Source organism: Rhodococcus sp. EPR-134, assembly GCF_001647205.1.
GTDB classification, from domain to species: Bacteria; Actinomycetota; Actinomycetes; order Mycobacteriales; family Mycobacteriaceae; genus Rhodococcus_F; species Rhodococcus_F qingshengii.
The window spans coordinates 1-14,112 of the sequence record NZ_LVCT01000042.1; the positions used below are offsets into that span (position 1 = coordinate 1).

The window sequence follows — 14,112 nt, forward strand, 5'->3', positions numbered from 1 at the left end:
ATCTGCAGGGCCTCGGCCGCTCGAATCGAGTGTGCGATTTCGATTGTTGACGATCACCGTGACCCCTCGGCTCGCGAGATGCAGTGCGACGGCACGGCCGAGGCCCTTACCCCCTCCCGTGACGACGGCAACGCGGCCAGAGAGTGAACTGACGGTCATGAGGCGATCCGTTCGACGAGCACCGCGACTCCGACACCGGCGGCGCCGCTGACCGCGGCCACACCGTAGCGTCCGTCGCTCCGTACCAGTTCGTCGACACATGCGCCGACGAGAATTGCTCCGGTGGCGCCGAATGCATGGCCCATCGCCATCGTGCCTCCGTTGGGGTTCATGCGGTCCGGCCCGGCGTCAAGATCGCGGCGGAACCGTAGGCAGAGTGCGGAGAACGCCTCTGCGAACTCGAACACGTCGATGTCCTGTGGACGAAGCCCGGCTCGCGCGATGACTGCCTCCACGGCGCTCTGGCCCGCAGTGAGCATGAGGACCGGATTCACCGAAGTCGAGGCGGATCCGATGATCCGTGCGCGAGGGGTCAAGCCGGCTCTCGCCGCGGCTTTCTCGGATCCGAGGAGTAGGAGCGCTGCGCCGTCGGCCATGGCGGGAGAGGATCCGACGGTGTGCAGGTGTTCGATCTTGCCGACCTCAGGGTAGGCGGCGAGCGCGAGTGCATCCTGACCGGCGGCGCCGAGCCCTTCGAAGGCGGCAGGCAGCGCTGCGAGTCCCTCTGCCGTCGTCTCTGCCCTGACCAGTTCGTCGTGGGCTGTTCCCGCTTCTCCGTTTCTGCCGGGGACAGGCACAACGGACCGCTCGAATGCGCCGTTGCGCCAGGCCTCGGCAGCCTTGTGTTGGGTTTCGACGCCGTACGCATCCAACTCGTCGCGGGAGTACCCCTCGATCGTGGCATTCAAGTCGGCGGCAATACCCATATGGATGGAACCGATCTGCGCGATAGTTGCCGGGTCGGTCCACAGCGGTCCTCGATCACTGAACATCGGAGTCCGGGAGACACTTTCGACGCCACCGGCCACGACGAGGGACACGTCGTCGCCGCGAATGCGGGCCGCGCTCTGGCCGACTGCGTCGACGCCGGATGCGCAGAAACGATTGAGGGTCGCGCCGGGAACGGAATCGCCCCAACCGGCAAGGAGTGCGGCAGTTCTCGCGATGTTCGCGCCCTGCTCGTCCACCTGCGATGCGCAACCGAGAACGACGTCGTCGATCTGTTCTGCGGCGAGGTTCGTTCGACCCTGCAAAGCCTTGGCCAGGTGGACGACAAGATCGACTGGGCTGTGTTCGTGGAGGGCGCCTCGCGCCGATGCTCGACCGCGCGGCGTTCGCACGTAGTCGAGGACAAAAGCATCAGTCATTTTCAACCCTTCAATTAGTAGAGTTACTCTGCTAGTTGTAGTACGGTTGCGGTGAAATTACAACCGCCGTTGCGCGGGTATCTCGGTGACGTCACCGAGGCCGGATCGGCAAGGGGAGAGGTCATGACTGTTTCGAACATTTGGATTCTCGGCGGGTACCAATCCGACTTCGCACGGAACTTCACCCGTGAGGAACTCGATTTCGCGAACCTTGCCGAAGAGGTGGTGAACCACACCCTGGACGCGGCGAAGGTTCCTGCCACCGACATAGAGGTGATCCACGTCGGTAATGCCTTCGGGCAATTGTTTGCCGGCCAAGGTCAGCTGGGCGCGATGCCCGCCACCGTGCATCCAGACCTGTGGGGTGTGCCCTCGTCTCGGCACGAGGCGGCGTGCGCATCGGGCAGTATCGCTGTACTTGCAGCGATGGCAGACCTGCGCGCCGGCAATTACGACGTGGCTCTGGTGATGGGTATCGAACTGGAGAAGACGGTTCCGGGTGATGACGCGGCTGGCCATCTGGGCGCTGCAGCCTGGGTCGGACACGAAGGTCAGGAAGCAAAATTCATGTGGCCGTACATGTTCGACCGTGTGTCGAAGGAGTACGGGCGGCGTTACGGGATCGACGAATCTCACCTTCGCGCGATCTCGCAGATCAACTTCGCAAACGCGAAGAACAACCCCAACGCGCAGACACGCGGTTGGGCGGTGCCCGATCTACTCGGAAATGCGGGTGGTGACGACACCACCAATCCCGTTGTGGAAGGTGGTGTTCGACGATTCGATTGCAGTCAGGTGACCGACGGTGGCGCAGGGGTTGTGCTGGTGACGGACAAATACCTCCGAGAGCATCCTGATGCCGCGGCGACTCCGCTGGCCCAGATCGCGGGCTGGGGTCACCGGACAGTTGGTTTAGGTCTCGAGCAGAAGCTGGCCCGCGATGCCGATAATCCCTACGTGATGCCACACGTTCGGGATGCGGTGATGGGTGCCTTCTCCCGGGCCGGAGTCGACCTGGCCGGGATAGACGGGATCGAAACACATGATTGTTTCACGGCGAGTGAGTATCTCGCGATCGACCACATCGGTCTGACCGCGCCCGGCGAGTCGTGGAAAGCCATCGAGAGTGGTGACATCGCCATGGGCGGCAAGCTACCGATCAACCCCAGCGGCGGTCTGATCGGCGGTGGTCATCCGGTGGGTGCCAGTGGTGTTCGAATGCTTCTCGACGCGGCCCATCAGGTGACGGGAACGGCCGGCGGTTTCCAAGTCGAGGGTGCGAGCCGCTTTGCGACGCTCAACTTCGGTGGAAGTACGGCCACCACCGTCAGTTTTGTCGTCGACGCAGTTTCCTGAAAGTGCAGCCCAGCCTTTCCCCATCAGTCGAAAAGAGAATTCCATGGACGTCGAAATCGTAGGCAAGTTGTTGTCCACCCTTCCCGCCGATGACGATCACCCGTATCGCACCGGCCCGTGGCAACCCCAGACCAGCGAGTTCAAAGCGGACAACCTCGAAGTCGTATTCGGTGAGGTTCCGAAAGACCTCGACGGTGTCTACCTGCGTAACACCGAGAATCCGCTCCATCCCTCGATGAAGGCGTATCACCCCTTCGACGGTGACGGCATGATTCACATCGTGGGCTTTCGCGACGGAGAGTCGTTCTACCGCAACCGATTCGTACGTACCGACGGCTTGGCGGCCGAGCAGGATGCCGGCGCTGCGTTGTGGGCCGGGCTTGCCGAGTCTCCCAAACTCAGTCGCCCCGAGGGCGGCAAGGGTGCGCGCACCCGGATGAAGGACGCGTCCAGCACCGACGTCGTCGTTCACCGGGGGACTGCTCTCACCAGCTTCTACCAGTGCGGAGATCTGTATCGTCTCGATCCGATGTCGGCGGAGACACTCGGAAAGGAAAGCTGGAACGGCAAGTTCCCCTTCGAATGGGGTGTGTCCGCGCATCCGAAGGTGGACGACAAGACCGGAGAAATGCTGTTCTTCAACTACAGCAAGGAAGCGCCGTACATGCATTACGGCGTCGTGGACTCGGCCAACGAGTTGGTCCACTACGTCGACGTCCCGCTTCCAGGTCCACGCTTGCCGCACGACATGGCCTTCACGGAGAACTACGCGATCCTCAACGACTGCCCCTTGTTCTGGGATCCGGTTCTGCTGGAGAAGGGCGCGCACGTCGCGAATTTCCATCCCGATATCCCGCTCCGTCTCGGAGTCATCCCACGCCGCGGAAATACCTCTGACATCAAGTGGTTCGAAGCCGATCCGACCTATGTCCTGCACTTCGTGAACGCCTACGAAGAGGGCGACGAGATTGTTCTGGACGGTTTCTACCAGGGCGATCCGGAACCGTCGGACAACGGTATGGGCAATCAGTGGGAGCGCGCCTTCCGTTTCCTCGCTCTCGATCGCATGCAGACCCGGCTTCACCGCTGGCGTTTGAACCTGGTCACCGGAGCCACGCGTGAAGAGCAACTCAGTGACTCGATCACCGAATTCGGCATGATGAACAGCAATTTCGCGGGTGAGAAGTACCGATACGCCTATGCGGCTTCTGGTAAGCCGTCGTGGTTCCTGTTCGACGGCTTGGTCAAACACGACCTGCTGACGGGGAACGAGGAACGATTTTCCTTCGGTGACGGCGTGTATGGAAGCGAGACCTCGATGGCGCCGCGCGTGGGTGGTACCGCTGAAGACGACGGCTATCTCATCACGTTGACCACCGACATGAACGAGGACGCGTCCTTCTGCCTGATCTTCGACGCTGCCCGCGTCGGAGACGGACCATTGTGCAAACTTCGCCTTCCCGAACGGATTTCGAGTGGCACCCACTCGACGTGGGCGCCGGGTGCCGAACTCCGACGCTGGCAGAGTGCCGACACCGCAGCCGAAGCGGTCGGACTGTGACGGGCACGCACGACGGGGGCACGTGGGAGATCCTGCGGCAGGTGGTGATCGGTGCACGAGACCTGGACAAGACCGGTCAACAATTACGTGAAGCGTTGAATCTGGCGCCAGGATTCGCGGATCCACTGCTCGAAGACATCGGTTTGGCCGACGAGACCTTGGCCGTCGGGCCGCAGGCATTTCTCGAGATCGTCGCACCGCTCGACGAGACGGTCTCGCTGGCGAGATGGATCCGCAAGGGCGGAGGGGAGGGCGGCTATGCACTCTCGATCCAGGTTTCGAACATCGAGCCCTATCTGGAACGTGCAGCTGCGGCCGATGTTCGGACGGTGGCAGATCTCGAGGCCTACGGTCACCGGATCGTCCAACTTCATCCCGGTGATCTCGGACTGCTCGTAGAACTCGACGAGATTCCCGACGCCGACGAGTGGTTCTGGGATGAGACGGAGAAGGAGGTTTCCCTCGATCCCTGGGTCGACGACATCCTCGGCGTCGACGTGTCCTCGCCCGATCCGGCCAGGACGGCGACGCTGTGGGCCGAAGTGTTCGGAAAGAAACCGGTCTCGGCGCAACCACTCTCGATCAGGCTGGGATCACGCGTCGTGTCGTTCGTTCCGGGGGAGCGGTCGATGCTCACTGCAATCGATCTGGCGGCGTCGAGCGGCGCGTCTGCCGTCGAGCCCGGGCTGAGTGTCGGCGGCGTGGAATTCCGGATTCACCCACGCTGAGCGTGCTTCACATCGAATGACAGAAATCGGGGCCGATCGCTCGAAGCGACCGGCCCCGAATTCGTGTCATGGACTCAAGCGAAGTCCTGTCGCAAACGAGTCTTGAGCAGCTTCCCGCTAGCGTTGCGTGGCAGCTCCTCGATGAACCGAACCGCACTGGGGCACTTGAAGTGAGCCAGTCGTTCGCGTGACCACTCGATGATCTCCGCTTCGGTTGCATCCGAATCAGCAGCTCGAACGACCACGGCAAGGGGAGTCTCACCCCACCGATCGGAGTGAACGCCGACTACCGCGACCTCGCGGATGCCGGGGTGCCCGGAGAGAACACTCTCCACCTCGGCCGGATAGACGTTCTCACCGCCGGAGACGATCATGTCCTTGAGGCGGTCGTGGAGGTAGAGATAGCCGTCCTCGTCGAACGATCCGCCGTCTCCGGTGCGAAGCCAGTCGCCGTCCAACATGGTGGCCGCAGTGGCTGCTTCGTTACGCCAGTAACGCTTCATGACGTGAGCGCCGCCGATGACGACCTCTCCGCGGGTACCGACCGGGACGTCTTCGAGCGTCACGGGATCGACTATGCGGATGGGCACTCCGAACATCGGCTGCCCGACGGACTTCAACCGATGCGCGGTCGACTCGTCGGTCGCCCGATGATCTTCCGGGGTCAGCATGGTGACGCCGCCGGTCGACTCGGTGAGACCGTATGCCTGCAGGAAACTACACCCGAAGACCTCGGTCGCGTCTTGCAACAGGGGCAGTGGCATCGGCGCGGCTCCGTAGACCAGGAACTGCAGGGCACTCCAATCTGCCTCGCGCACAGCCGGAAGGGAGGTCAGGACGCTGATCACCGCGGGAACGGCGACCGCATGCGTGACTTTGTACTCCTGCATCAGCGCGACGAGTTCGAGAGGTCCGGCGATGGTCTCGAGCAGTAGAGCGCCACCGCCGACCGTCGTGACCAGGGCGAGACCCAGTCCGGCCACATGGAAGAACGGAACCGGGCACATAGCCACGGAGTCGGTGTCGAGATCGAGCAGGTGATACATGGTGGCGAGGGCACGGCCGAGGTTGGCGCCGGTGAGTTCGATTCCCTTCGGGTGACCGGTGGTTCCCGACGAGTAGAAGATCAGCGCTGTGTCGTCGGGGCGGCGCGACGACCCCGGATCGTCGTCGCCGACACCGGAAAGCCAGTCGTTCCACGAGATCGAGTTTCCGGAACCGTCCACCGTGACGACGGTCCGGACGCTACCGACCGCCGCGGCGACGTCGGAGAGGCCCTCATCGCCTGCTCCGAGTACGACGACGGTCGGCTCGCTGTTGCTCAGGATGTAGTCGACCTCGCCCGGTGCCAGCCGATTGTTGACGGCCGTCAGGATCGAGCCCATCTTCGAAGATCCGTACAGGACGGAGAGGAAAGACGGTGCATTGGCCCCGATGTACGCCACCCGGTCGCCGGGTCGAACACCATCGCGCAGAAGTGCATTCGCGACACGATTTGTTTCGATGTCGAGTTCGCGGAAACTGGTACGCCCGTCATCGGAGATGACGGCGGTGCTCTTCGGACTGGCAATCGCCCGGCTGCGTAGCAAGTCTTCCAGATTCTGCACGGGGCGACCGTCGGGCAGGAGCGCGTTCACGGAAGGTTCACGGACGGCAGGTTCACGGACGGCAGGTTCACGGGTGGCAGGTTCACGGGTGGCAGTCGAACCTACGGCCGTCGGCTGAGTTGTCATGCTGAATGCTCCAATCTGAAGGGGGCAAAGACAGGGGGTTCGAAAATGCCGGCGGGAGCAGCGAGTACATGCTCGACGGCGCGTAGTGCCGGGCCTGCAGTGATGAACTGACCGGCTGTCGTGCGACTGTTCGGATCTTGTGGTTCGACCAGGTTGACGGTCATCACGATCTCGGGTTTGCCGAAGAGGTGGACTTCCCATTGGTCCCGTCCCGCGTATTCGTCGCGATCAGGTTCCATGGTCCAGATGATGGCGAGGGTGAGGAACTGCTTTCCGTCGACCATTGCGTGCCAGCGCCATTCGGTGGTTCCGACGGTTCCCGCGGCGATGCGTCCGGCGGCGACGTCGAGATCCGTACGTGCCGGAACGACCCTGTGATCGGACACGACCTCGTCGTAGGTGACGCCCAGGCGCTCGCACATGAACGCGATGGTCTCGAGGTACAGCGACGCGTACAGCGAGGGCAACGGCCCGGATCCGTCCAGTTCCTCCGGGGGCGAACCCATTCCCATGACGGTGAACGCGAAGTCGGGGTCAGGCATGCCGCGAGCGTCGAGCACCTCGTCGATCGTAATTCGGTCGAGTTCGATCGATGTTCCCGTCAGCGCCAACGCCAATCGCTCGCCGATGACACCTGGGCTCACGCCGACCCCGAAGAGCGACGAATCGCCTTCCTTGCATGCTTGGGCGAACATGTGCTCGCGTTCGGTGCCGTGTGCGCGGGGGAAGTGCTGCCCGGCCGTCGTGATCACGTTGATCCCGGCGCGAAGCAGACGGCACAGATCGTCGTCGTGGCGTTCGTACGGAATCTGCAACCGCGGACTGTGGATGAGAACCTGTGGGCGCGAGCGGATGATCTCGTCCACGTCGCGTGTAGCGATCACCCCCGTCGGTGCTCGTCTGGCGATGTCACCGGCGTCTCGACCCGCCTTGGCGTCGCTGTACACGTAGAGGCCGACCAACTCGAGGTCGGGACGATCGATGATTCCGCGTAGCGCCGTCTTGCCGATGGCGCCGGTCGCCCACTGGGCAACACGAATCGGATCGCTCATGATCGGGTGGTCAGTTCGCCGGCGAAGAGCAGCTTGCCCAGTCCGCGTTCGTACCGAATCGGATCGCGGGCCAGGCGCGCACGCGCGTCGATTGCCATGAAATCGGTGTCGCACGTCCACTCGCCGCGTTGCATGGCGGCGAGTCCGGTTGCCGCGATGTCGAGAGGGTTTTCCTTGTGGCCCTGCACATGTGACGCCATGCGGGTGTCGACGCTGCCGACGATCAACGACGTGACGGTGATGCCGTGCGGTTCGAGTTCGGCGCGAGCGATGCCGCCGAGCGACAGAGCAGCCGCCTTGGCCGGTGAATAGCCACCCATGAAGGCGGTCGGAGCGATTGCGGCCACCGACAGGACGTTGACTATCGATCCTCCGCCGCGGGCGGCGAGTACCGGCGCGAAGGCGCGGATCATCGTCAGAGGCCCGAAGTAGTTGACCTCCATCTCGGCTCGCGCAGCCGCTTGGTCGTCGGCCTCGATCAACCGATTCCCGGTGAACAGTCCGGCATTGTTGACGACCACTGTGGTGTCACCGCACGCCCGGGCCGCTGCATCGACGAGTCCTGGATCGGTCACGTCGAGTTCGACGATGTGTGCTCCGGTGGATCGCAGCTCGGCGGGCGCCTCGTCGGGATTTCTCACCCCTGCATAAATTTTGGCGGCACCCATCGACTTCGCCTGTTGGACGAAGGCCAAGCCGAGCCCTCGATTGGCGCCGGTGACGAGGACAGTCGCGCCCTCTATCGGCGTTCCGCGAAACCTTGTCATGAGTGCTCCTGTGTCTGCCGTGTGTAGATGAGGTCGTCGGGAAATTTCTTGCTCTTCTTCAAAGACGTTTCAGGCGCGAGCATCCCGAAGATCCAGCCTTCGGCTGTGGCCATGTCGTGGTTCCAGTCCCACCGCAGTGCGCGGTGGCGGATTCCCCACCTGCCGTCCTCGTAGCCGAAGCGGTCGATCAGGCGCGCCGAGGTGAGTGTGTCGGCTATGCCGTCCGAGTGCTTGATTCGCGCGAAGGCAAGCACGTAGGACTCGACGTGTGCGGTGTCCCCGTCGAGTTCGACCAAGACGTTGGTCATTGCGTGGGTGGTCAGTGACCGTGGGTGGGTGATGGCCCCGGCGATGTGGTCGATGTAGTCGTCGGCGGTGCCGGTGAAGACACCCCCGTGGTCTTCGGTTGCGCCGGGTAGATAACACCGCCTGGCGTCCTCGACGTCGCCGCGATCGGCGGCTCGGAGGAAACGAGCCAGAACCTCGTAGATTTCCTGCTTGGCGACGAGAGCGTCGACCCGGCTGTAGTCCCTGACGTCTGGGCCCCCGCCGCTGTCGACTGCGTGAATGTTGTTGGACCTCACGATGATGTCCCTTCTCGGCTCCGGGTCGGGGGCCGCACGTTGACGGAGTGCCTCTGTTTACTGTAGTAATCTCTATCACACTGTTAATTGAAGTGTCACGAGGAGGTGAAACCAATGCTTGGAAACACACCACCCGCACAACCCGCGAATGACCCGGTCGTACTCACGCTCTCCGATGTATCGATCGAATTCGGCGGAGTCACGGCTCTCGACGACGTCGGCTTCGACGTCCACGCCGGCCAGATCTGCGGACTCATCGGGCCGAACGGCGCTGGTAAGACCACGCTGTTCAACTGCATCACAAGGATTTACGAACCGAGTCGCGGTGTCATCACCTGGCAAGGAACCGACCTCTTGGGATTGCGGCCCTATGCATTGGCATCTGCAGGGATCGCTCGGACCTTCCAGAATCTCGCACTGTTCAGCGGCATGAGCGTCTTCGACAACACCATGGTCGGCGGATCGTCTCGGGGCCGCTTCGGACTGGCGAGCGGGGTTCTCGGCTGGCCTCCAGCGCGCGCCCGAGTCCGAGAACTGCGAGAGAAGGCCTGGTACCTGCTCGAACGCCTCGAACTCGTCGACGTCGCGAACGCGCCGGCAGCAGGCCTTCCGTTCGGAACACTCAAGCGCGTCGAACTGGCACGAGCATTGATGTCCGAGCCTTCGCTGCTTCTGCTCGACGAGCCCGCCGGCGGGCTCACACACAGCGAAGTCAAGGAGCTGGGAGAACTGATCGTCTCGCTCCGCGACGACTTCGGCTTCGGAGCGCTTCTGGTCGAACACCACATGGGATTGGTGCTGGGTATCTCCGATCACGTTGTCGCACTGAACTTCGGCCACAAGATCGCTGAAGGTACTCCGGCGGAGATCCAGCAGAACGACGCCGTGATCAATGCTTATCTGGGGCGAGCGGCATGAGCCTGCTGAGCGTCGATGATCTGCATGCCGGTTACGGGCGAGGCAATGTACTGCACGGGGTTTCGCTCGACGTGGAACCCGGCGGGGTCGCTGTCGTTCTCGGCGCGAACGGTGCCGGCAAGACCACCATGATGCGTGCGCTTGCCGGATTGATTCCGCACCAGGGAACGATCACCTTCAACGGTTCGCCGCTCGGATCCAAACCTGAACGCGCCGTGGCCGCCGGCGTCAGCCTTGTCCCACAGGGCCGTGGAACTCTCGGTCAACTGTCGGTACGTGACAACCTGCTCGTCGGCGCTGCGCTTCGCAACGACAAGGCGGAGATCGAGGCCGACATCGAGCGGTGGTGTGAGACATTTCCGGTGCTCGCGAGGAGGTCCACACAGTTGGCAGGTTCGCTGTCAGGCGGTGAACAGCAGATGCTCGCGGTCGCGCGGGCATTGATGAGCCGTCCCACCCTGCTTTTGTGCGACGAACCGAGCCTGGGTCTGGCGCCCATCGTCATCGCCGAATTGTTCGACACGCTCGGTGCGATCAACCGGAGCGACGGAACTGCACTGCTGATCGTGGAACAGAATGCCGATCTCGCGATGAAACTCGCGTCGAAGGTCTTCCTGCTCGACGTAGGCACCATCGTCGCTGCCGGCACGCCCGAGGAATTTCGTTCGGACGACGTCGTGCGCAGCGCCTATCTCGGGTACCAGGAGTAAACGGTGACACTCTTCCTCGAACGACTCATCTCCGGATTGACCAACGGCTCGATCTACGCAATTCTCGCGCTGGCACTCGTGGTGGTGTTCCGTGCCACCGGCACGATCAACTTCGCTCAGGGCGAGTTGGCCCTGTTCACAACCTTCGTGGCGTGGTGGCTCACAACGATGTCCTGGCCGATCTGGGCCGCGATCGGATCGGCTCTCGCTCTCGGCTTCCTGCTCGGGGCGTTGATGGAGCGTCTGCTCATCCGGCCGGTTCAACGTAGAAGTGACATGGCAGTGCTGATAGTGGCACTGGGATTGTTCACCGGGCTCAACTCGTTGGCCGGAATGCTGTGGGGGAGCGAAACGAAGATCATGCCGAGCCCGTTTCCCAACGGTCCCACCGACTACATCTCAGTGGGCGGCGCGCGCGTGTACGGCGACGCACTGGGCGTACTGGTTGCGCTCGTTGTCCTACTTGTGTTGATGTCCTTGCTCTTTCGCAAGACGAGAGTCGGTCTGCACATGCGTGCCGTCGCGGACAATGCCGAATCTGCCACTCTCGCCGGAGTTCCGACCAGCCGGATACTCGCAATCGGCTGGGGTGTTGCGGCAGCGATCGGCGCACTGGCCGGTGTCCTGGTCACTCCGCTCTCGCCGCAACAACTCGGCCTCACGACCATGTTCCCGATCTTCATCGCAGCATCTGCGGCAGCGCTGTTCGGCGGTCTGGACAGTCTTGTCGGCGCAGTTGTGGGTGGGTTGACGATCGGTGTTCTGGAATCGATGCTCAGCGGCTACATTTCGGTCATCGGCGGTTCGCTGCAGCAGACATCCGCGCTACTGATCATCGTGGTGATCCTCTTCGTCAGACCCAATGGACTGTTCGGTACCAAGAAACTGGAGCGGGTATGACGACGCTTGCCGAGAGAAATGAACCCGCGGTCGCCGAAAAGGCAGTCAGGCAGCCGCGCGTGGTGGTTGCCGGATCGACGTCGTACCGGATACTCCAACTGGTTCTGCTGGTGGCTGCCGTCTGTGCCCTGCTCCTCGTGTCGCAGAGCGCGCCGTTTCGCGTAGGGCAGTTCACGAGTGTCTTCATCATCGCGATTGCCATCGCCGGACTGAATATCGTCAGCGGGTACACCGGACTTCTGTCGATCGGCCATTCTGCCTTCTTCGGCCTCGGCGCGTACACGACCGGCGTTCTGATCGTCGATCGCGGATACTCGCCGTTGACCACAATCCCGATGGCAGTCGTATTGTGTTTCGTACTAGGACTTCTCGTCGGGCTTCCCTCCTTGCGGATCAAAGGGCTGTATCTGGCCCTCGTTACCCTCGCCGTCGCTGTGGCGTTTCCCGAAGTGATCCGCAAGACCGGGGATCTCACCGGTGGCGCGGCCGGCATGGTCGTTCGTGCGAATCTTCTGGTCCCGCCGAAATGGACGGGTTTGACCCGCGCGGACACCTATCTCTGGATCTTCTGGGTTTCGTTAGTGACGCTGGCAGTGGTCATGCTCCTGATCCGCAATCTCGTCAAGAGTCGATTCGGTCTGGCAATGGTTGCGGTGCGCGACAACGAGATTGCGGCGAGTGCAAACGGCATCAACGTCGCGCGGGTCAAGATTCTCGCTTTCGGACTTTCCGGCGCGATCACCGGTCTGGCAGGTTCGCTGTTCACGATGTACATCGGCGCGCTCTCACCCGAGTCCTTTTCGTTGATGAAGTCGATCGAGTTCATCACCGGACTGGTGTTGGGCGGAATCGCAACGCAATTCGGCCCGATCGTCGGGGCTACGGCAGTGGTGTTCCTGCCGTACTACACCGGAAGCGTCACCGACGGCCCCGTGTCGGGAGTGGTGTTCGGCGCGGTGCTGATCGCGATCGTGTTCTTGATGCCGGACGGAATCGTCGGCCGGATCAACAGCGTTCTCCGACGGTTTGTCCTGGTGGTTCCCGCAGATCATCCCAAGTATCGCGAAGGTGAACCCCGCACCTGAGCGCCGTCTCCCTCGCCCACTCTCGTTTCTCTCAACTCACAGCAAGGAACTGGACGATATGAAAAGGCAGACCACGATTCCCGCAGTCATCGCCGCTGCGGCACTACTCCTTTCGGCCTGCGGAGGTAACTCCGACGCAGAGAGCAACACGTCGACCTCGGCCGGAGCAGTATCGGTCGACGACTGCAGCGATCCCAGTGGTGCCGCGGCGCCGATCACCGACAAACTCACGGTGGGGTGGAGTGGGCCGACGTCCGGCCCGCTCGCCGACGCGGTCGGCAACGTGATCGAAGGAATGCGAGCACGGTTCGAGGTCGAGAACGCGGCCGGCGGCGTCGGCGGCGTCAAGCTCGACGTCGTGGTCAAGGACGATGCCTTCTCCCCGGAGCGCGCCAAAGCCAATGTCGGAGAGTTCATTCAGAAGGACAAGGTCGACGTTCTGGGCACGTTCGGAGCAGGCCAGTTGAACGCCATCGCGGACGACCAGACCACTGCCTGTGTTCCACTGCTCTTCGCGCAGGCAGGCATGCCCGAGTTCCGGGTGATCGAAGACTTTCCGTGGACCACGGAGTATCTACCGGATCCGGGCGTCGAGATGGAGGTAGTGGTCGAAAGCCTGAAGAAGAAGTATCCGAGCGGCGCCAAGGTTGCCTTGGCCACGAACCAGACCGAGTCCGGACAAGGGATCGCCAACGGCTTCAAGTCCGCGATCGAAGGAACGAACTTCGAGATCGCAGCCGAAGAGGCGCTGACCGACCCCAAGACGGCGGCATCGACCCTCAAAGCCAGTGGCGCCGAGGTATTGGTGGTGGCCGGTGTCACCACCGATTGCCTCGCGATCACCCAGGCGATCGGACGTGTCGGATGGAAGCCCGACACCGTGATTCAACCGTCGAACTGCGTCGACGGTGCGACGCTGTATGCGCCCGCCGGTGATGCTGCCGACGGGCAGCAGGTGATGGTGTGGCTCAAGGATCCCAACAACGCCCTCTACAAGGACGACGCGGCGGTACGTGACTACCTGGCCGGTGCGGCTGCTCACGGTGCCGATTCCCCGACCAACAGCTACACCGTGAATGGCTGGGCCATCGGTGACCTGTTGGTGGACAACTTCACTCGGGCCTCTGAGTCATCCGACGGACTCTCACGCGCCAGCATCATGAGTGCCGCACGAACGCAGGACTACCACCCGCCGATGTTCATCGACGGAATCAAATTCACGATGACCGCGGACCATGCATTGGGAATCCTGGCATTCCAGCCGTTCGAGTGGAACGCCGCTACCCAGGCGTTCGAGAAGCAAGGCGACGTGATCGACATTTCCGGCCGTTACGAGAACTGAAACGAGTAC

14 protein-coding genes are annotated in these 14,112 nt (G+C 62.5%); 8 read left to right on the forward strand and 6 right to left on the reverse strand.

Annotated features, from left to right (window positions below; all coding sequences use genetic code 11):
- A partial coding sequence (locus tag A2J01_RS37410) for an SDR family NAD(P)-dependent oxidoreductase (protein WP_442971547.1) occupies positions 1 to 261 on the reverse strand: 261 nt, incomplete at its 3' end.
- A complete protein-coding gene (locus tag A2J01_RS01935; protein ID WP_054827293.1) occupies positions 156 to 1,367 on the reverse strand; it encodes an acetyl-CoA C-acyltransferase in 1,212 nt (403 codons plus the stop codon). The genes A2J01_RS01935 and A2J01_RS37410, both read right to left, overlap by 106 nt.
- A 123-nt stretch (positions 1,368 to 1,490) precedes the next feature.
- Here A2J01_RS01935 and A2J01_RS01940 point away from each other — a divergent pair, with 123 nt between their 5' ends.
- Genes A2J01_RS01940 through A2J01_RS01950 form a run of 3 tightly spaced genes read left to right on the forward strand, consistent with a single transcriptional unit; the run spans position 1,491 to position 5,012 of the window.
- Positions 1,491 to 2,723 carry an acetyl-CoA acetyltransferase gene (locus A2J01_RS01940; protein ID WP_030534916.1) on the forward strand — a complete coding sequence of 411 codons (1,233 nt, stop codon included), beginning with the start codon at positions 1,491 to 1,493 and terminating at the stop codon, positions 2,721 to 2,723.
- A 43-nt stretch (positions 2,724 to 2,766) separates the two neighbouring features.
- A complete protein-coding gene (locus A2J01_RS01945; protein WP_064111718.1) occupies positions 2,767 to 4,284 on the forward strand; it encodes a carotenoid oxygenase family protein in 1,518 nt (505 codons plus the stop codon).
- Positions 4,281 to 5,012 carry a hypothetical protein gene (locus tag A2J01_RS01950; RefSeq protein WP_064111720.1) on the forward strand — a complete coding sequence of 244 codons (732 nt, stop codon included), beginning with the start codon at positions 4,281 to 4,283 and terminating at the stop codon, positions 5,010 to 5,012. The genes A2J01_RS01945 and A2J01_RS01950 overlap by 4 nt, the downstream gene beginning before the upstream one ends.
- Before the next feature lie 74 nt (positions 5,013 to 5,086).
- Here A2J01_RS01950 and A2J01_RS01955 read toward each other — a convergent pair whose 3' ends face one another.
- Genes A2J01_RS01955 through A2J01_RS01970 form a run of 4 tightly spaced genes read right to left on the reverse strand, consistent with a single transcriptional unit; the run spans position 5,087 to position 9,148 of the window.
- Entirely contained in the window at positions 5,087 to 6,745 is a 1,659-nt protein-coding gene (locus A2J01_RS01955) for a long-chain-fatty-acid--CoA ligase (protein ID WP_082900779.1), read from the reverse strand.
- Positions 6,742 to 7,797, reverse strand: a complete 1,056-nt coding sequence (locus tag A2J01_RS01960; RefSeq protein WP_064111722.1) for an NAD(P)H-dependent amine dehydrogenase family protein — start codon at positions 7,795 to 7,797, stop codon at positions 6,742 to 6,744. Before A2J01_RS01960 ends, A2J01_RS01955 begins: the two co-directional genes overlap by 4 nt.
- A complete protein-coding gene (locus A2J01_RS01965; protein ID WP_003940078.1) occupies positions 7,794 to 8,564 on the reverse strand; it encodes an SDR family oxidoreductase in 771 nt (256 codons plus the stop codon). Before A2J01_RS01965 ends, A2J01_RS01960 begins: the two co-directional genes overlap by 4 nt.
- Positions 8,561 to 9,148, reverse strand: a complete 588-nt coding sequence (locus tag A2J01_RS01970; protein ID WP_064111724.1) for a nuclear transport factor 2 family protein — start codon at positions 9,146 to 9,148, stop codon at positions 8,561 to 8,563. The genes A2J01_RS01965 and A2J01_RS01970 overlap by 4 nt, the downstream gene beginning before the upstream one ends.
- Before the next feature lie 114 nt (positions 9,149 to 9,262).
- Between A2J01_RS01970 and A2J01_RS01975 the strand changes: the two genes are divergently transcribed.
- From A2J01_RS01975 to A2J01_RS01995, 5 genes are read left to right on the forward strand one after another with little or no spacing between them, the layout of a single operon-like run.
- Positions 9,263 to 10,066, forward strand: a complete 804-nt coding sequence (locus A2J01_RS01975; protein ID WP_021345217.1) for an ABC transporter ATP-binding protein — start codon at positions 9,263 to 9,265, stop codon at positions 10,064 to 10,066.
- The gene (locus tag A2J01_RS01980; RefSeq protein ID WP_003939931.1) at positions 10,063 to 10,776 is read left to right on the forward strand and encodes an ABC transporter ATP-binding protein; all 714 of its coding nucleotides are present in this window, start codon (positions 10,063 to 10,065) and stop codon (positions 10,774 to 10,776) included. Before A2J01_RS01975 ends, A2J01_RS01980 begins: the two co-directional genes overlap by 4 nt.
- A gap of 3 nt (positions 10,777 to 10,779) precedes the next feature.
- Positions 10,780 to 11,676 carry a branched-chain amino acid ABC transporter permease gene (locus A2J01_RS01985; RefSeq protein ID WP_064111726.1) on the forward strand — a complete coding sequence of 299 codons (897 nt, stop codon included), beginning with the start codon at positions 10,780 to 10,782 and terminating at the stop codon, positions 11,674 to 11,676.
- Entirely contained in the window at positions 11,673 to 12,761 is a 1,089-nt protein-coding gene (locus A2J01_RS01990; RefSeq protein ID WP_064111728.1) for a branched-chain amino acid ABC transporter permease, read from the forward strand. Before A2J01_RS01985 ends, A2J01_RS01990 begins: the two co-directional genes overlap by 4 nt.
- A 58-nt stretch (positions 12,762 to 12,819) precedes the next feature.
- Positions 12,820 to 14,103, forward strand: a complete 1,284-nt coding sequence (locus A2J01_RS01995) for an ABC transporter substrate-binding protein (protein ID WP_003939841.1) — start codon at positions 12,820 to 12,822, stop codon at positions 14,101 to 14,103.
- The last annotated feature ends 9 nt before the right edge of the window (positions 14,104 to 14,112 follow it).